This is a genomic window from Akkermansiaceae bacterium, assembly GCA_019634595.1.
Taxonomy (GTDB): Bacteria; Verrucomicrobiota; Verrucomicrobiia; order Verrucomicrobiales; family Akkermansiaceae; genus Luteolibacter.
Window position 1 is genome coordinate 569,387 of sequence record JAHCBC010000002.1, and the last position, 18,222, is coordinate 587,608.

Below are 18,222 nucleotides of genomic sequence, written 5' to 3' on the forward strand. Positions count from 1 at the left end.
GGAAAACTTTCCGTTGAAAACCGGAGGGGCTTGGGCCGTAGTGGAGGTGACGTATGAAGAACCCCATATTCTCGATCGTTTTCGCCGCCCTCGCCCTGATCCCGGTGGGCGCATCCGCCGCCGAGCCGAACAAGGTGCATGAGCAGATGGAAAAGATGGACGACGCCTACAAGGCGTTCCGCAAGGAGACCGACCCCGCGAAAGGCGCGGAACTCGCCCGTGAGGCCCAAGCCTACGCCATCCAGAGCCTTTCCGAAGTGCCGCAGATGGTAAAGGACATCGCGGACCCTGCGGAGAAGGCGAAGGCGCTGGCCACCTACAAGAAGATGATGGCAAAGCTGGTCGCCTCCCTCTGCGAGGTGGAGGAAGCCTTCCTCAACGGCAAGATCGAGGACGTGGAAACCATCGTCGATTCCCTCAAGGACCAGAAGAAGGAAGGCCACGAAAAGTTCGTTCCTGAGGAGTGAATCCCCGCAGGACGGTGACTGCCTGGTGCCCTCAGCGGAGGTGCAGCTTGAGGATGCGTTTGATTTCCTCCGAACTCACCGGGCAGTCGGTCACGCCGTGACCCCATGGGACCACCTTTTCGGATTCCACGGGGTTCACGCAGGAGGAATGGTAGGGGACGACTCCGTCGGAACAGTCGGGGATCTGTCCCTTGCCCCGGTTGCCGACGATGGAGTGGAAGTGGATGTTCCGCGGCAGGGGCATCTTTGCCAGCGCCTTGATGCCACGGCTTTTGGGTGACAGGCTGCTGATGGAGGTGGGCATGCGGGGGGCGGCGCTCCCGGCTTCGGCGGACTCCTGCGCGGCATGGAGCGTGGCATCCAGCAGGTCCACGGTGAGGACCTTCGGCAGGCGGATGAAGTTGGAGGTCATCATCGCGAAGCGCATGTTCGCCATCGGGCTGCCCTGGTGGGGGACGGCGAGGAAGACGACGCGTTTCGGCTCCTTGAGCGGCTTGTAGAACATCCCGGCGCGGATGAGGTCGCGGGTGCTTTCGTTGACCTTCAGGTGGTCGAGCGGTTTGTCGAAATGCTCGTCATAAATCACGCGGCCGGGGTCGGTGATGCTGGAGCGGGTGATGAGGCCGCCCATGGAGTGGGCCAGGATGACCATCTTGTTGAGCTGGGTGTCATCCCCCCGGGTGCGGGCGTATTCCGTCGCGGCGTTGATGTACTCGCGGAAGCGGATGCCGGTGTAGAGCCAGGGATTTCCGGTGGGATAGTTGAACAGCCAGACCTGGTATTTCTCCCGGAACCATGGCTCCGGGGAGAGGTCGTTGATGATGTAGCGGAAGGCGTCCGGGCTGGATTTCAGTCCGTGGACCATCACGATGGGGATCTTCTTCGGATCGTAGGGCTGGAGGAAGTAGAGGCCGGTTTCCTCCATATAGCGTCCGGGCAGCAGCACGTTCTGGATGGTGAGGTCATCCAGGTTGCTCATGTTCCAGTAGAACACGTTGGGCGCGGTCCAGTCCGCGGCGAGCGGGCGGCGGGTTTCCGCGTAGTAGAAATCATCGTCGATCCAGCGCTTCACGAAGTGCCAGACCGGCTTCCCGTCCTTGTCGAAGCGGAGGGTGGCATTGACCGCATAGGGCATGCCGGTGGGCGGCTGGAACGCGGGGCGGGGGACATTGATGGGGGTGGTCTCCTTCCATCCGACCAGCGCGACGCCGATGCCGGGGGTGAGGTGGCGCCGCTTCTCCCGCCGGATCTTCACATCCGTGGCGGGGAAGAGGGCGTCGAACTCGCCGGGGTCCGCCTTGTGCCGCTTTGCGGGGAAGATGGTGGTGTCCATGGCGGCAGCCCTGTCTTGCCAGGAACCCCGGCCGCAGCGGAGCTGGTCGAACAACCGGGCGACGGCGGTGTTGTACTCCGCCTCCGCCTTCGGCCAGTCGGCCTTGCGCGATCCGTCGGCGAGCACCTGCCAGGAAGCTCTCGCGGACTCGACCAGCGTCGTGGCGGGTGCCCGGGACGCCCGCGGAACGCGGTGGCACTGCGGAGGCTGTGGAGCACCGCAGTGGGTGAGGCAAACGACGGCCAGAAAAGGCAGCGCGAAACGGACGATGACTTTCATTTGGCGGAGCGGTCGGAGAATGGAGGAGGAAAGGGAGGATTCCAAGATCGGATCTCATCTTGTAGCGGAAGTCGTGAGACTTCCGGCTGGGGGGAAGTCCATTGAAAACCGGAGCCAGTCTGGTCGTGGTGAACCCGCCCCGCCGAACCTCTCACGAGGTTCGCTACCGGACCGTGTCCCATGAGGAGATGCCGATGGTTTTCAGATAGGGGGCGCAGGCTGCGTCCTCCTTATCGGTTCCCAGTGCCTGATAGAGGTGCCAGATCGGCTTTTTCCCGTGCGGGTCGCCGGGTTCGTCGGGGAATTTCCGCAGGCCGATGCGGAGGCCGTATTCGTGGCGGTTGTCGATCCAGTTGTGATATTCCCATGCCTTGATGGAGGAGAGGCCGGACAGTTTCTTCCACGCATAGGCCATGCCCGCGGCCTGTTCCGCCAGGACGGCATCGGAGTAGTCCTTCGAGTTGAAGCCATTCTCAGAGAGGTGGACGGGGCGCACGTTTCCATGGTGGAGCAGCCGGGGTTGCTTCATGAAGACGTCCAACACCTCCAGATTCTTGGGGGTGATTTTCGCGGTGTCCGGGCTGTGGGTGGCTTGGTCATCCTCCCAGGTGCGGGGATTGAGCAGGGACTGGGGGTAGGGGTGGTAGGCCACGCCCCATGGGAAATCCCCCTCCGCCTCCCCGAAGCGGACCAGCAGATCGAGGAGGTTTTTCGAGCCATACCACTCCTTCTTCCCGGGATCCGCCCAGTGGTGCGTGAGGGAAATGAGGACGCGGGCGTGCGGGTCATACTGGCGTGCGATGAGATCCATCATCCGCATGGAGCGCAGGTAGAGGTCCATGAACTCGACGGCGGACTTGTCGCCCGCATTCGTCCACTCCTGGCCCGCATCCACCTCGTTGTGCATGATCCACTGGTGGACCCGGCCGTGCGGGGTGCCTGCCTTCGACCACCGCTCCGCCATCAGATTGAGGACCGCTCCGTAGAGGGAAATACCGTCCGGGGAGGTGACGTTGGGCATGGCGAAGATGCCCTCTTTCGTGGCGTCCGGGTGGCCCATCAGACGGACGACGTCGCTGTTTTCGCGCGCGGGGTTTCCCACCAGCAGGATGGCGGAAACCATCACGCCGTTCTTCTCCGCTTCCGCGAACGTCCGGTCGAGTTCGGCAAGACGGTCCTCCCGCGCGTGCCACGTCCGGCCATTCCTCTGGAACGGCACGGTGCCGGGACCGGGCTGGAGCGCGACGAGCGTATCGATCTTCACGTTCACGGTGACGGAGGAAATGCCCAGCGCCTCCAGCTCCCCGGGGATGCGGCCGGCGTTCCAGCCGCCGAGGCCTTTCTTCGACTTCAGGACGGCCGGTGGCAGGTCCGGTGCGCGGCAGGCGACCTCCTCCGCGTAGCGGGCGTGGGAGATGGCTTTCCCGTCCGCCACCAACTGCCAGCGGTGGGTCAGGCGGTCGCCACGGGGAACGGTCAGGCTGAACTTCCCCGGCTGGATGGTGGCGAGGATCTGCGGTGCCGTGGCGTCGTCATGACACCGTTCCATTGGCAGTGAGGCCAGGGATGCCTCCCGGTCGCTGGTGCCGGAAATGGTAATCTCCTTTTCCCCGACGGCCACCTGTTCGATCCGGGCGGAAAATTTCGCCGCCAGATACGACTCCAGGCGCTCGGACAGGTTCTCCGCTCCGGCAAGTGTGGCGGCCAGCGCCCAGCCGAGCGCCGCGATGGTTGGCATCCTCATGACGCGGCTCCCAACGCACGCGGGTGGGCCGATATTTCACCACACTTCCCGCTTCCCCCGGGCAAAGTTCCCGATAGTTTCTCCGGACCATGTCCGCGACACTTTCCCTCATTCCGAAAATCGAACTCGGCGTCGTGCCGACCCATATCAAATTCGTCGGCGGCCTCGTGCCGGATGACAAAGGTTCCTTCCCGCGCGACGAGGATGGCGTGGTGCTGACGGTGGCCGAGATGCGCCGCCTTTGTGAAACCTCCCCGGTGAAGATTTCCTGCGTGCAGATCCCCTACTTCGCCGGTGCTCGCGCCACCGAGGTGGACGAGCTGATCAGCGGCCTCCGCGAGCTGGATCTGGAGGTGCACCTCATCCTGATGGTCGGCGGAGCGAATCCGATGAACCCTGCGGACGAGGATGCCGTCGTCGCCCAACTGGTGCCGGCCCTGAAGGCCGCCGCCGAACACGGCGTGGCCCATGTTTCCTCCACCTCCATCGAAGAATGGATGAGCACCAACGAGACCCGCCGCGAAGGAGCGGACTATCAGGCAGCCATCGAGCAGAACGTGAAAGTCCACCTCCGCGCCTACAAGGAAGCGGGTCTGGCCGGTTCCGAGGTGAAGAACTGGCACATCGAGTTCCTGCGCCCGGGCGAGTTCAAGACCTTCAGCAGCATCCAGCGGGGCTGGGACTTCGTCGCCGCGGCGAACAAGGCGCTCGGCAAGAAGTTCTTCAAGCTGCTGGTCGATGCCGCCCACTGCGGTGATTCCGGCCTCAGCATCCCGGAAAACGAAAAGATCATCGCCGGCCTCGCCGCCGCGGATGAACTGGGCATCTTCCACTGCTCCTGCCCGACGACACGTGGCTGCTTCTCCACCGACGACGGCTGGATCGGCGCGCTGCTCGCCGCCGCCGCGAAGACCGGCAAGCTGGAGCACGTCTTCGTCGAGTTCTTCCACCACGAGGACCCCGCGCTGGAGCTTCTCCGCAATCTCGACCCCGGACACGGCATCGATACCCGCGACGGCCGCAGCTACACCGAGCTGACCGTCGATGGTCTGGTGCAGACCGCCCACCGCCTGAACAACTACGTGGCGCGCGGGGTGTTGTAAGGAGGAAGGACACTCCTGTCCTTCGGCGGCATTGGCGAATGAAGAAAAGGGTGAATCTTTCGCGGAGTGCTTTTTCTCGGCGCCCCGCTGCAAGCGGTGGACAAGAATGAGAGCGAAGCGGACATAGCGGCTTTGCCGCAATGTCCACCCTCCTTACTCTAGGCATCTTGATGCTTGAAACCCGCCGGGGAACTCCGAAGTCTCCCCACCATGGAAAGAATTCACGGTGCCGCATCTTATGTGTTGAAGTCGGACTTGGTGGAGGTGGCGGTCACGGGGGATGGCGGTCATCTCGCTCCGGTGAGCTTCAGGTTGGGGGACCGTGTGGTGTCCCCGTATGCGCTGGCGCCGTGGCTGCCGGATGAGGTGGACCAGGATCTGCCCGTACTGCTCAAAAATCTCCGCGGCGATTTCCTCTGCCTGCCCTTCGGCCCGCAGGAAGGCGGCCAGCCCCATGGTGAGACAGCGAATTTCCCGTGGGAGGTGCTGGAGAAAACCCCCGATACGTTGCTCCTTCATATGGATGCCGGGGACATCGGCGCGTGCGTGAAGAAAGCCATCACGCTCAAGCCGGGCCACACCGCACTTTACATCGACCACCGGATCAAGGGGCTGGAGGGAGATTTCAACTACGGCAACCATCCCATCCTCGACCTGTCCGGCGTGAAGGGCCGCGTGACCGTCAGCCCCTTCCGCTGGGCGTCCGTCTATCCGCCCTATTTCTCCGATCCGAAGGACGGCGCGAGCCAGGCACTCCGGCGCAACGCCACCTTCACGGATTTGAAGCACGTCCCGCTGCAAAACGGGCAGACCACGGACCTGACCCACTACCCGGCCCGCGCCGGAAATGATGATCTGGTGATGATGGTCAGCGTGCCCGCGACCGCGGAACAGCCGTTCGCCTGGTCGGCCGTGGTGTTCGACGGCTACGTCTGGTTCCAGCTCAAGAATCCCGCGGACTTCCCCGCGACCCTGTTCTGGCTGTCGAACGGTGGCCGCTCCGCCGCTCCGTGGAACAGCCGTCACACCGGCAGGCTGGGCGTGGAAGAGGTCTGCTCGCATTTCTGCGATGGCGTGGATGTCTCCCGCCAGGATCTGCTCAAGGAGCATGGCATCCCCACGACCCGGCATTTCTCGAAGGACGAAAAGGTTTCGCTCCGGATCATCCAGGGCGTTGCGGCGGTGCCGGAGGGCTTCGGCGCGGTGGCGGAGATCGTTCCTGCTGGAGATGGCACCATTTCCATCGCTGGGGAACACGGCCAGAACGTCAGCGCGGCGGTCGATTGGAAATTCGTGCTCTGACATTATTTGGAAAAAGTCAGACAATTCTTGAAAAAGATCTGACAAGCTGGATATTGGGAGCATGAAAATCAGCGTCGATCTATCCGAGGAGGAGCTGGAGGAAATCAGCCGGGTCACCGGCATGTCCAAGAAGGGTCCTGCCATCCGCAAGCTGGTGGTGGACGCCCTGCAGCTCCGTCGTCGCGCGGAGATCTCCGCCAAGTTCTTGTCCGGCGAATATTCCACAGAGTTGGAAGGCTACGAAGAAGCGAAAGCCTCCGACCGGTCGGAAGCATCTGACTTTGCCACCCTATGGCGCTGATCCTTGATTCCTCATTGTGGGTTGATTTCACCCGGAGAAAATCACCCGCCGCCCTGAAGGCGAAGATCCATCCATGGATCATGGATCCGCGCGCGGTTCTGTGCGAGATGGTTGCGTTCGAGGTGCTGCGGCACGCCACGGTCGCCGAGCGTGGTCCGCTCACGGCGCAGTTTTCCACTCTCCCGTTGCTGGCGACTCCGCCTACCCTCTGGCGGGAGGCCGCAAAGCTGGGCCAGGATTGCCGCGACAAGGGAACCAATGCGGGATCGATGGATCTTCTGATAGCCACCATCGCCCTTCATCACCGTGCGGAGCTGGTGACTTTTGATGCTGACTATCACGCGATCTCCGCTGTTTCAGGGTTGAAGGTCACGGTTCTCAGCAGGGCGATACCCTGATCAGATCCGAGAATGATGTCCCCGATCCTTTCCACTTGCGAGAAAACGGCTTGCCTCCGCCCGTCCATCCGCTGAAATACAGAAATACACGAAAAAAACCACGTTTTCCCACATTGCCCAAAATCCATGAGCCATCCGCGCACCACCGAAGACCTGACGACCACTTCGTCGAATCTCAAGGCCCTCATCGACGGCCATCTCGAAGACACCGGCGGCCTGCTCCGCCTTTCGCCGAACTGGGTTCCCCGTTCCTTCCTCCAGCCGGGCCGCCGCATCAAGCTGCACCCGGACGACACCTACGCCTACGGCCTGAGCCGCGGCGGCATCGACGAGCGCTGGTTCGGCTCCACCACGGAGACCGCGAACGAAGGCCGCGATGGTGACGAGGGACTGTCCTACGTCGTCGTGGGCAAGCAGCGCTTCACCCTGCGCGACGCCATCGCGGAGTCCGGCGCGGGCATCATCGGCAGCGCGCTTTGGGACAAGTACTCGAAGTGGCCGGTCTATTCGAAGTTCTTCGACAACATGGGGCCGATCCCGCACCACATGCACCAGAGCTCGGAGCAAGCCGCTCTGGTCGGTCAGGAAGGGAAGCCGGAGTCCTACTACTTCCCGCCTCAGCACAACAACGTCGGCAACAATTTCCCCTACACCTTCATGGGCTTCGAGCCCGGCACCACCCGCCAGCAGGTCTATGACTGCATCAAGAACTGGCACAAGGGTGACAACAAGATCCTCGCGCTTTCGAAGGCCTACAAGCTGGAACCCGGCACCGGCTGGCTGATCGATCCTTGTATCCTCCACGCCCCGGGTTCCCTCTGCACCTACGAACCACAGTGGGGTTCCGACGTGTTCGGCATGTACCAGAACCTCGTCGAAGGCCGCGAGGTGCCATGGTCCCTCCTTGTGAAGGACATGCCCGCCGACAAGCACCAGGACATCGACTTCATCATCGACCAGCTCGACTGGGAGAAGAACGTGGACCCGAACTTCAAGGACAACCACTACCTCGAGCCGGTCACCTCCCAGAAAGGCGAAGGCTACCACGACAAGTGGATCGTCTACGGCAAGGTGGACGGCTTCCAGTACTTCACCGCGAAGGAACTCACCGTCGAGCCCGGCCACAGCGCCACCATCAAGGACAACGGCGCGTCGTCGTCGATCGTGGTTCAGGGCGAGGGCTACGCCAATAAGCTGCGTCTCACCTGCCCGAAGCTGCTTCGTTTCAATGAGCTCTCGCAGGACGAGTTCTTCGCCACCGAAGAAGCATCGAAAGCAGGCATCACGTACAAGAACACTTCGGACACCGAGCCGCTGGTGATCCTCCGCTACTTCGGACCAGAGGTGAACCCGGATGCTCCTGCAATGGGCGCATATAAGAACAAGTGAGATACCTCCTCACATTCGCGGCGGCTCTCCTCGCTTGCTCCTGCGCTTTTCATGAGCCCAGGAGTGAGCGCGTGACTTTGCGCGAGGGCAGTGAGGTGGCGAGGATCAAGATCCGCGACGTTTACCCTGACAGTGTGGTCGTCTCGTGGCCTTACAGCGTGAAGCCCTCCCTGCTCAAGCCGGGACAAGCCGCTGAATACGATGAGCATCGCCTAACCTTGATCCGAATCAATCCCCGCGGACGCAGCGCTGATTTCGAACACACTTGGCGGTGATCCCGTCCGCATTTCATTTCGCTTCAAAAACACAAAACGAATCCTTCCCATGAAACTCCATAACGCCATGTGGCCCGGCCTTGTCGGGAAAGAACCCGGCACCGACCACCCGCCGATCCCGCTCGACCGCATGATCGAGCTGACCGTCAACGCGTCCGTCAACGGCCGCAAATTCGACGGTATCGACCTGTTCCTGTTCCATCCTCATACGGACCCGGACATTTCCGAAAGCGACCTGCGCGCCATGGCGGACAAGATCGCCGCCGCCGGCCTGAGCGTCGGTTCGCTCGTTGCTCCGGTTTGGCCGGGCACCGTCGGTGGCAGCGCCTTCGGCTCCGCGGAGGACCGGAAGAACTTCGTGCTGGCCATCGAGAAAGCCTGCCGCATCGCGAAGATCCTCAATGACCATGGCGTGCGGAAGTCCGGCGTGCTCCGGATCGACACCGCCGGCGGAGTGGATGCTTTCCTGGAAGACCCTGCGGGCAACACGAAGAAGATCGCCGAGACCTTCCGCGAGGCGGGCAAGATCGCCCAACAGAACGGTGAGCGCCTCGCCGCCGAGGGTGAGATCTGCTGGGGTGGCATGCACTCGTGGAAAGCGATGCTGGATACGCTGGAGGCGACCGGCATGCCGGACGTCGTCGGCTTCCAGGCGGACCTCGCCCACACCTACCTTTACCTCATGGGCTACAACGCCCCGGAGGCCGCGCTGCTCCAGCCCGGCTACACTGACGAGGAGTTCTGGCCGGCCTACAAGACGCTGACCGACGCGCTGCGCCCGTGGACCATCGACTTCCACGTCGCCCAGAACGACGGCACCGTCCACGGCACCGGCTCCCACGACAAGACGGGCCGCCACTGCCCGGCGGACGATCCGAACGGCAAGCTGGATATCGCGAAGGCCTCCACCTACTGGCTCAAGGACGCGGACAAGCGCGGCATCAAGCACATCTGTTGGGACGGCTGCATGTTCCCGAACGAGACGCTCGAGAAGCAGGAAACCTGGAACACCATCCTTGGCGCGATGATCAAGGTGGACGAAGCCATCTGATCACTGGGACCGCGGAATTCATTCCGCTCTTCCTTCCTTACCCAACCATCCAAGCGGACTGAAGTCCGCGCTCCATCCATTCCAATGTCCAAAAAAGAAATCCGCATCGGCCTCATCGGCTACGGCTTCATGGGCCGCACCCACTCGAACGCCTACTCCCAGCTCTCCCATTTCTTCGATACCGAGCACGTGCCCGTCCGCCAGGCGGTCTGCGGCCGTGACGAGGCGAAGGTGAAGGCCTTCGCCGAGAAGTGGGGCTACGCTTCCTACGAAACCGACTGGCGCGAGCTGGTGAAGCGCGAGGACATCGACGCCGTCGATATCTGCACGCCGAACGACTCCCACGCCGAGATCGCGCTCGAGTGCATCAAGCACGGCAAGATGATCCTCTGTGAGAAGCCGCTCGCGCTCGATGGTGTGCAGGGTGAGAAGATGGTCGAAGCCGTCGAGGCATCCGGCCTGCCGAACCTCGTCTGGTACAACTACCGCTTCCTCCCGGCTGTCACGCTGGCGAAGAACATCGTGGATGCCGGTGAACTCGGCCGCGTGTTCCACTACCGCGCGAACTTCCTGCAAGACTGGACCATTTCCGAAGAACTGCCGCAGGGTGGTGCCGGACTCTGGCGTCTGGATGCGGCGGCCGCAGGCTCCGGTGTGACCGGCGACCTGCTCGCCCACTGCATCGACACCGCCCGCTGGATCAACGGTGACATCGTCTCCGTGTCCGCGATGACGGAGACCTTCATCAAGGAGCGCGTCCACACCGCCACCGGAGAGAAGCACCCGGTGACCATCGACGACGCGTGCGCGTTCATCGCCCGCTTCGAGAACGGCTCGCTGGCGATCTTCGAATCGACCCGCTACGCCCGCGGCCACAAGGCGCTCTACACCTTCGAGATCAACGGCGAGAAGAAGTCACTGGCGTGGGATCTCCACGACATGAACTACCTCTCGTATTTCGACCACGGCGTTCCCGGCGACCGCCGCGGCTGGACGAACATCCACGCCACGGACGGGGACCATCCGTATTCCGGCAACTGGTGGGTTCCGGGCCTCTGCCTTGGCTATGAGCACTCCTTCACCCATGAGCTGGCGGAGTTCTTCAAGTCGCTCGACGATCCATCGGCGGAGAAGCGCTACCCGGACTTCCGCCACGCGCTGGGCACCCAGTACGTGTGCGACGCCGTGCTTGAGTCCGCGAAGACCAAGCAGTGGGTGGATGTGAAGAAAGCCTGAGGGTATTCTTTTCGACTGTCTTCATGGCCCCGGTCCGGTTCTTCCGGTCCGGGGCTTTTTCTCGCTCCATCAAGCCTCCTTCCATGCCCGCCGGACTTCCTCCGCGATGATGCGCAGGCCGTCACGGACGACCGCTTCATCCATCGCGTAGGACACGCGGATGCATTCGTGGCGGTGCTTCCAGTCCTGGTCATCGTCGCCGAAGAAGAAGTAGTGGCCGGGGATGACGAGCACCTCGCGTTGCTTGAGGCGCTGGTAGAGTTCCATCGAGGTGATGGGCAGACCGGGGAACCAGAACCACAGGAACAGCGCGCCCTCGCTGCGGTGCATGCGCCATGCGATGTCATCGCCGAAGGCCTCCTCCGCCGCCTGCCGGGCGAGCCGGTTTTTCTCCAGATAGAACGGCCCGACGACTTCCTTGCTCAGGCGGAGGATCTCCCCGGATTCGACGAGGGGCAGGGCGACCTGCTGGCCGATGTTCGGGTTGGACAGTCCCGCGATGGCACTGATGGATCCCAGCGCCCGGATGATCTGCAGAGGGCCGACGACGATGCCGGTGCGCGCGCCGGGCAGTCCGATTTTCGACAGGCTCAGCGTGAGGATCACATGCTCATCCCAGTGCGGGTTGATGTCGGAAAAGAGGATGCCGGGAAACGGCGCGCCGTAGGCGTTGTCGATGATGAGCGGGATGCCGTGGGCTTTCGCCAGGTCGGACAGGTGCCGGATCTCTTCATCGGTGAGAACGTTGCCGGTGGGGTTGGTGGGGCGTGAGGCGCAGATGGCGGCGATGTCGGGCGTGATCTCCAGCTTGTCGAAATCGACGCGGTATTTGAAACCGTGCTCGCTTTCCTCCTCGATGATGGGGCGGACCGCGCGGAAGAGACCCCCGCCGTGTCCCTGGTCCGCGTAGCCGATGTATTCCGGTACCAGGGGCAGCAGGATTTTTTTACGAGTGCCGTCCGGCATTTCGCCCGCCAGCAGGTTGAAGAGGAAGTAGAAGGCGGTCTGGCCACCGCTGGTGATGCCCACGTTTTCCGGCGTGATGTTCCAGCCGAACTGCTCCCGCAGCAAGGTGGCGATGGCGCGGATGAACTTCGGGTTTCCGTTCGGCGGATCATAGGAGGTCAGCGCGCGGTCAATGCCGCCCGGTTCATCCAGCAGTTCCTCCAGCCGCCTGCGCCAGACGGACTCCATCTCCGGGATGCGGGCCGGTTGTCCGCCGCCCAGCATCTTCAGGTCCGGGCCGCCGCCCGCGAGTGCGTGGCCGAGGTCGTCCATGAGTTCACCGATGCCGCTGCCACATCCGAGGCGGCGGCCGAAGTTGGAAAATTCGTATGACATGGGGATAGCTGGTTTGACCGGTGGTGAACCGCTTCTATACTCCGGGTCCAATCCCGAACAACTCCGAAACCACCATGTCCATCAAAGCCGGCGACCAAGCCCCTGATTTCACACTCGTCACGCTCGCCGAAGACGGGCCGCAACTCGTCAAACTGTCCGATGAGTACGCGAAGTCGAACGTCGTCCTCGTTTTCGTTCCCGCCGCGTTCACCGGCGTCTGCACCACGGAGCTGTGCGACCTGACCTCCGGCCTCTCCGCCTATGAGGAACTCGGCGCGAAGGTGTTCGGCATCTCCGGTGACAGCCCCTTCGCCCAAGGCGAGTGGGCGAAAAAGGAAGGCATCACCATCCCGCTGCTGAGCGACTACGAACACAAGGTGGCGGAAGCCTACGGCATCGCCTACACCAGCTTCCTGCCGGAGAAGAATCTCATCTTCGGTGGTGTGGCGAAGCGTTCCGCCTTCGTCATCGACAAAAACGGCGTCGTCCAATACGCCGAGGTTCAGGAGCATCCGAAGGACCTGCCCGACTTCGAAAAAGTGAAGGAAACCCTCAAGGGTCTCTGAACGACTTTTTTCCATGGGAAAGCCGCGGGTGCCCCCCGTGGCTTTTTCATTTTACGGGCGGATGATCTTCACCCGGTAGAAGCGCTTGGTGCCGGAGGCATCGGAGTCCGTGAAGGTCCGCTGGGTGCCGATGGCGGTCGTGGAGCCGACGGCGGGTGCCCAGTCGCCATTGAGGGAGGTGCTGGACCACACCTCATACGTCCGGTTGTTCAGGCACGGACCGAAGATGGCCTTGGGATAGGTGCCGGATTTGTCCACGCGGCAGGTGAAGGTGGAGGTGCGGTCGGTGGGGTTCATGCCGGCCACGAACTCGAAGAAGTTCGTCAGCCCGTCTCCGTCCGGGTCCTTGTCATCGGCGGCGTCACCGGTGTTGGCCGTCGTGTTGAAATGGGTCAGGCGGAAATATTCGAGCGCGGTGATCGCGGTGCCCGTGACGTTGAACTTGAAGGCGGGCAGAAACGGATCGTTCGTGTTGACGGTGACGACGGCGGACTTTGCCCCCGGGCTCGTCGGGTTGAAACGGATTTCCATCACTGCCGATCCACCCGCGGCGATGGGAGCGGCCGGGGGGATCAGGACGCTGAATTCGGACGCATTGGCGCCGGAGATTTCGACATCGACCGGAGTCATTTCCCCCTGGCCAATGTTCTGCAGGGTGAAGGCGGCATCCATCGGGGAACCGACGCCGGTCGTGGGGAAGGAGGTCGTGCTGTTGTGGATGATGGCCGAAGGTGGGTCGTCCCGCATCAGGCTGAGCTCCGGCATCATGTAGCCGATGGTGGAGGAGACGATGCTGGTGGATGCGTTGGCTTGACCAACCGCGATTCTAGCAGAGGCCCGTATCAGGGAGCCGGGAGGAATTGCCGCAGCCTTTGTCCAGTTTGCAGTGGCAGCTTCACGAGTCGCCATTCCGTCCGTATCCACGGGTTCCCATTTAAAGTCCGTATGCACAGATTGTTGTTCGAAGAGAACATTCTGGGTTTCGGGAGCGCTGCCACCGCGCACCCAGCGAATGATGCCATCCTCATAGGTGAGATTCTGAGTGGCGGAATAGTTGGTGAGCCGGGCAGCTCCTCGGCGGTTGGATCCATTGAAGGTGACGAACTCGCCGTGGAGCAGGATTTTTCCGTCAGCTTGCAATGAAATACCATAGACCCGCGGCGTACCATTGTGTACGGAATCAATCTTGGCATCAAAGGTTTCATCGAATGAGCCATCCGGGTAAAGTCGGGCAATTCCCCTACGAACCGCTGTAATCCAAAGCCCTCCTTGTTTCACTGGAGTTCGGATGTTAGTGAAATCCCCCGCGATAAGGATCCTTCCGTCGGCTTGGATTGCGATGCTTCTCACCGCGCCGTCGACGAAGGCAGAGCCGGAACTGAATTGATGGCGTGCGATGAAGTCCTCGTCGGGCTCGCCATTTGGCATAAGACGGGTAAGCCCTGCGGTCGGATATGCCGGAGTATTGAAAGGACCAAATATTCCACCCACAAGGATTCTCCCGTCAGCCTGAACCGCTGAACAATAAACTTGCTGGTTGACGCCATGGGTAAATGCCGGGGTGGTTACTCCTCCGTCGGGTGCAAGACGCTCCAGAAACCCGCTATTTACCCCTGACCCATTTAGGCCAACTAGTCCAAACGGTCCGTTGATAAGGAATTGACCTCCCTGAAGGAGAGTTGTGCTGTTAACGGAACCGCGCAGATAATATGGTTTGAAGGTAGAATCATTTACGCCGGTTCTGCTGATGCGTAGCAATCCTGCGTCCGCTGACAGAAGATAGCCGTTGCGGTGGCTGGTGACGCTTATGACATTTGCGAGTCCGTTCCAAGGTGAACCAAGCGTGAAGCTTGTATCCAAGGAACCGTCCGAGAAGTACCTTGCCACCAGTCTGCGAGGGGTATCGTTCGCTGATGTAAACAGGCCGGCAAAGAGAACTGTTCCGTCCGGTTCCGCCGAGGCATTAAGTACCCGACCTGCCAAATTGGGAGCGAAGCCAGTTAAAGCACCCCCATTTGTGAATTTGGCAACCCTTGACCGGGTCGAAAATGTTGGCTCCGTTGAGGATTTGATCTGAGTGAAAGTTCCGGTGGCAATAATATCCCCGTCTGAGGTAGTTACGAGGGACTCAATGATTTGCGGGTTCCCTGGAGTATCAGGAGTGACGGGGCTAAATGAGCTGTCCAAATTTCCATCCACAGTCACCTCTTGGGCTACGGCAGGGTGGATGGCCGCCGAGATCGCGATCATCGTGAGCAATCTGCTGGCTCTTGGAAGGCGGGTTTTCATAAAGTCATTGTATGGACATTTGAAGTCGTCCGGGCATGCAGCCTCCCGTTCTTCGGGGAGCCTGTCAAGGCGGGGAAATGGGCGGATTTGCCCCGGTCCCCGCGCTGCCCCTCGACGCGGAGTCTGCGGGAAGATACCATCAGACATGGAAAAGTCCGCTCCTTCCGGTCCGCCGCATCATTTCCGGTTCCACCGGTCGCTGTCCAATCTCGCACCGGTCTTCGGGGACGACTGGTTCTCGCTGAAGGCGGAGGGGTTCGCCCGCTTCTTCGGCACGCCGAAGTTCCTGATCGGCCAGACGACCTTTGTCGCTACCTGGATCATCCTCAACCTGACGGGCGTGGTCCGGTTTGATATCTATCCGTTCATCCTGCTGAATCTGGCGTTCAGCCTGCAGGCGGCGTATGCGGCGCCCCTCATCCTGCTGGCACAGACGCGGCAGGCGGACCGGGACAAGGCGCATGCGGACGCGGATGCCCGCCACCGGGAGGATCTGGCGCTGGCCACCCAGCAGCGGCAGGAGCAGGTGGCGGAGCTGTCCACGCAGATGCTGGAACTCCTGAAGCGGAACACGGAGCTGACGGCGATGACGAAGGCGATGAGCGAACGGATCGAGATCCTGACCGTCGAGATGCACGGCCGCATTTCGGGGAAATGACGGTATGGGGCCGCCGGTCAGCCCTTGAGGCTGGCCTCCAGCCAGGCGAGCACCTGCTTCCGGTAGGCGCCGTTGTCGCGGACGAGGGAGCCGCCGTGGGTGCCCTCCTCCACGGTGAACATGGTCTTCGGCTCATGGGCGTTCTCGAAGAGCGAGAGGCCCTGCTTGTAGGGCACCACCTCATCCTTGGTGCCATGGACGACGAGGAAAGGGACGGTGGGCAGCTTCGGGACGAAACCCAGCGGTGACAGCTCGTCGGTCACCAGGTCCTCCCCGAGCTGGCCGCCCACCACACGGGCCATCGCCCGGTAGGAGGCGAAGGTGCCGTCGATGATGATGGCGCACACGCCCGTGACGGGGCTTTCACCCAGCGCCGTGATGGACTTCGCGCCGCCGAGGCTGTGGCCGAAGGAAATGAGCCGCGTCCGGTCAACGTCCTTGCGCTGGCCGACGTAGGTGAAGGCGGCTTTCACGTCATCGATCATGCCGCGGCGGTCCACGGCCCCGGCGGATTTCCCGAAGCCACGGTAGTCGTACATCAGCACGTTGTAGCCTCCCTCCACCAGCCACATGGTGAAGCCCAGGTGGTGTCCGACGGACCCCGCGTTGCCATGGGAAAAAACGATGGTGCCCTTCGGCCGTTTCCCGCGGGCGGGCATGAACCAGCCGTGGAGGGCGGTGCCATCGGCGGAGTCAAAGCGGACGTCCTCGTATCTGAAGCCCCAAGTTTCCGGCGTGGCGGGTTCATCGTGTGTGGGCAGGTAGAACAGATGGTTGCCGCCCTTTTTCCCGAGGAGGGAGGTGGCCAGTTTCGAAAGCTGGCTGTCCGGCTTGTCGAGCGCCTTGCGGATCTCCTCCGCGGAGTCCAGCGGCTGGGGCGGAGCCTGGCCCTCCACCATGCCGGGGACCAGCAGGCCCGTAGCGAGAAGCCATCGTTTCATGATGGAAAATCGACACCCGGTTCCGCGATTTGTCGAGGAAAAGTCCTACTCGGCGCCAACCTGGGATTCATCCATCAGTTTCCGGAAGCGGGCGGCCAGTTCTTTCAGACGCCCCGGTTCCGAGGCGGCGAGGTCCGTCTTTTCGGAGGGATCCACGGCCAGATTGTAGAGTTCCTGCGCGTTGTTCTTTCCTCCGCGTTTCACATATTTCCAATCTCCCTGGCGCAGGGCGCCGTCCGGTTGGGATGCTCGCATGACCACTTCATTCCGGATGGGTTCCGCGGGTGTCTCGCCGAGCAGGAGCGGGGAGAGGTCCAGGCTGTCCGGAGCGGCTCCCGGCGGGATGTCCCCACCCGCGAGCGGCGCGAGGGTGGCGGGCAGGTCATTCAGCGCCAGCAGTGCGTCGGACACGGTCCCGGCCGGGATCCTGCCGGGCCATGAGACCATGAAGGGAGTGCGCACGCCCCCCTCGTAGATCACCCACTTGCCGCCGCGCAGGTGGGCGTTGGGGCGGTGGCCGTCGCCTGTGGTTTCGAACTGGGAACCGTTGTCAGAGGCGAAGATGACGAGCGTGTTCTCCCGCTGCCCGGTCTTTTTCAGTGCCGCCAGCAGCAGCCCGATGTGATGGTCAAGCTGGTGGACGTAGTCGCCGTAGTCACCGGCCTTGGTTTTCCCGCGGAACTCGGCCCCGACGGCGAGGGGGATGTGCGGCACATACGGCGCGAAGTAGAGGAAGAACGGTTCCTTTTCCTTCGCCCTGCGTCCGATGAAGCCGATGGCTTGGCTGGTGGCCAGCGGCAACAGGTCCTCCAGGTTCAGTGCCGGCAGGTCCTTGAATCCGGCGATCTCCAGCGGCTTGTAGAGTTCATGCTGGATACGGGCGGAAACGTGCCTTCCGTCCACCATCAGCAGCTCGCTGGAGCAGATCATGCCGCGCCATTCATCGAAGCCCCGGTCCATCGGGCCTTCCGTGATGGGGCGCTTCAGGTCGATGTTGGTGCCCTTGCCCTTGAAGTCGCCGCGGCCTTCCGGCGGTTTCCCGTCCGTGGTTGGGTATTCCGCGCCGAGGTGCCATTTTCCGAATCCGCCGGTGGCATAGCCCGCTTTCTTCAGCATGCCTGGCAGGGAGAGCTGGCCTTCCGGGATCATCGGGCGGTCCCAGTTCCCCAGCACGCCGCGTTTTTTCCAACTGCGCCAGGGATAGGCTCCGGTCATCAGGGCATAGCGGCTGGGTGAACAAACGGAGACCGGGCAGTAGGCGTTCGTGAACCGCATGCCGGAGGCGGCCAGCTTGTCGAGGTTCGGCGTGGGAATCCCGGACTCCAGCGCATAGCAGCCGGCATCCCCCCAGCCCAGGTCATCCGCCAGGACGATGACGATGTTCGGCCGCGGGGCATCCGCCGCCACCAGATGACCTGTCACGAAAAGCCAGAGCGGCAACCATTTCATGATCCGGGAGGATGGCAGGCAGGCTGGGAAACGGAACACGAAAAAGCCGGACGGTCGCCCGCCCGGCTTTCCCACAAATCAATGGATGCGCTGCTCCAGT

16 protein-coding genes are annotated in these 18,222 nt (G+C 62.2%); 10 read left to right on the forward strand and 6 right to left on the reverse strand.

Annotated elements, in window-relative coordinates; all coding sequences use genetic code 11:
* The first annotated feature begins 53 nt into the window (after positions 1 to 53).
* Positions 54 to 467 carry a hypothetical protein gene (locus KF712_08185; protein MBX3740954.1) on the forward strand — a complete coding sequence of 138 codons (414 nt, stop codon included), beginning with the start codon at positions 54 to 56 and terminating at the stop codon, positions 465 to 467.
* Between the two features lie 31 nt (positions 468 to 498).
* Here the strand turns inward: KF712_08185 and KF712_08190 are convergent, their stop codons facing one another.
* Positions 499 to 2,079 carry a hypothetical protein gene (locus KF712_08190; protein ID MBX3740955.1) on the reverse strand — a complete coding sequence of 527 codons (1,581 nt, stop codon included), beginning with the start codon at positions 2,077 to 2,079 and terminating at the stop codon, positions 499 to 501.
* A gap of 163 nt (positions 2,080 to 2,242) precedes the next feature.
* The gene (locus tag KF712_08195) at positions 2,243 to 3,817 is read right to left on the reverse strand and encodes a hypothetical protein (GenBank protein ID MBX3740956.1); all 1,575 of its coding nucleotides are present in this window, start codon (positions 3,815 to 3,817) and stop codon (positions 2,243 to 2,245) included.
* Between the two features lie 95 nt (positions 3,818 to 3,912).
* Here KF712_08195 and KF712_08200 point away from each other — a divergent pair, with 95 nt between their 5' ends.
* From KF712_08200 to KF712_08230, 7 genes are all read left to right on the forward strand, one after another.
* On the forward strand, positions 3,913 to 4,926 hold the full coding sequence (locus tag KF712_08200; protein MBX3740957.1) for a hypothetical protein: 1,014 nt from the start codon (positions 3,913 to 3,915) through the stop codon (positions 4,924 to 4,926).
* A 210-nt stretch (positions 4,927 to 5,136) separates the two neighbouring features.
* Positions 5,137 to 6,228 (forward strand): hypothetical protein, encoded by a 1,092-nt coding sequence (locus tag KF712_08205; GenBank protein ID MBX3740958.1) that lies wholly within the window; start codon positions 5,137 to 5,139, stop codon positions 6,226 to 6,228.
* 61 nt (positions 6,229 to 6,289) lie between these two features.
* Positions 6,290 to 6,529 carry a hypothetical protein gene (locus KF712_08210; GenBank protein MBX3740959.1) on the forward strand — a complete coding sequence of 80 codons (240 nt, stop codon included), beginning with the start codon at positions 6,290 to 6,292 and terminating at the stop codon, positions 6,527 to 6,529.
* Positions 6,520 to 6,927, forward strand: a complete 408-nt coding sequence (locus KF712_08215; GenBank protein ID MBX3740960.1) for a PIN domain-containing protein — start codon at positions 6,520 to 6,522, stop codon at positions 6,925 to 6,927. Before KF712_08210 ends, KF712_08215 begins: the two co-directional genes overlap by 10 nt.
* Positions 6,928 to 7,053: 126 nt before the next feature.
* The gene (locus KF712_08220) at positions 7,054 to 8,316 is read left to right on the forward strand and encodes a hypothetical protein (GenBank protein MBX3740961.1); all 1,263 of its coding nucleotides are present in this window, start codon (positions 7,054 to 7,056) and stop codon (positions 8,314 to 8,316) included.
* A gap of 342 nt (positions 8,317 to 8,658) precedes the next feature.
* Entirely contained in the window at positions 8,659 to 9,642 is a 984-nt protein-coding gene (locus tag KF712_08225; GenBank protein ID MBX3740962.1) for a TIM barrel protein, read from the forward strand.
* An 84-nt stretch (positions 9,643 to 9,726) separates the two neighbouring features.
* Positions 9,727 to 10,878: a Gfo/Idh/MocA family oxidoreductase gene (locus tag KF712_08230; GenBank protein MBX3740963.1), complete on the forward strand. Its 1,152-nt coding sequence runs from the start codon at positions 9,727 to 9,729 to the stop codon at positions 10,876 to 10,878.
* A 69-nt stretch (positions 10,879 to 10,947) separates the two neighbouring features.
* On the opposite strand, the gene KF712_08235 is transcribed toward KF712_08230, so the two are convergent.
* A complete protein-coding gene (locus KF712_08235; GenBank protein MBX3740964.1) occupies positions 10,948 to 12,219 on the reverse strand; it encodes a valine--pyruvate transaminase in 1,272 nt (423 codons plus the stop codon).
* Between the two features lie 74 nt (positions 12,220 to 12,293).
* On the opposite strand from KF712_08235, the gene KF712_08240 reads away from it, so the two are divergent.
* Positions 12,294 to 12,785 carry a redoxin domain-containing protein gene (locus KF712_08240; GenBank protein ID MBX3740965.1) on the forward strand — a complete coding sequence of 164 codons (492 nt, stop codon included), beginning with the start codon at positions 12,294 to 12,296 and terminating at the stop codon, positions 12,783 to 12,785.
* A gap of 51 nt (positions 12,786 to 12,836) precedes the next feature.
* On the opposite strand, the gene KF712_08245 is transcribed toward KF712_08240, so the two are convergent.
* Positions 12,837 to 15,074, reverse strand: a complete 2,238-nt coding sequence (locus KF712_08245) for a choice-of-anchor D domain-containing protein (GenBank protein ID MBX3740966.1) — start codon at positions 15,072 to 15,074, stop codon at positions 12,837 to 12,839.
* Between the two features lie 145 nt (positions 15,075 to 15,219).
* Between KF712_08245 and KF712_08250 the strand changes: the two genes are divergently transcribed.
* Positions 15,220 to 15,732 (forward strand): DUF1003 domain-containing protein, encoded by a 513-nt coding sequence (locus KF712_08250; protein ID MBX3740967.1) that lies wholly within the window; start codon positions 15,220 to 15,222, stop codon positions 15,730 to 15,732.
* 17 nt (positions 15,733 to 15,749) lie between these two features.
* On the opposite strand, the gene KF712_08255 is transcribed toward KF712_08250, so the two are convergent.
* Both KF712_08255 and KF712_08260 read right to left on the reverse strand, forming a co-directional pair.
* Positions 15,750 to 16,673: an alpha/beta fold hydrolase gene (locus tag KF712_08255; protein ID MBX3740968.1), complete on the reverse strand. Its 924-nt coding sequence runs from the start codon at positions 16,671 to 16,673 to the stop codon at positions 15,750 to 15,752.
* Between the two features lie 45 nt (positions 16,674 to 16,718).
* Complete coding sequence (locus tag KF712_08260) at positions 16,719 to 18,122, reverse strand: arylsulfatase (GenBank protein ID MBX3740969.1); 1,404 nt, start codon at positions 18,120 to 18,122, stop codon at positions 16,719 to 16,721.
* Positions 18,123 to 18,222 lie beyond the last annotated feature (100 nt).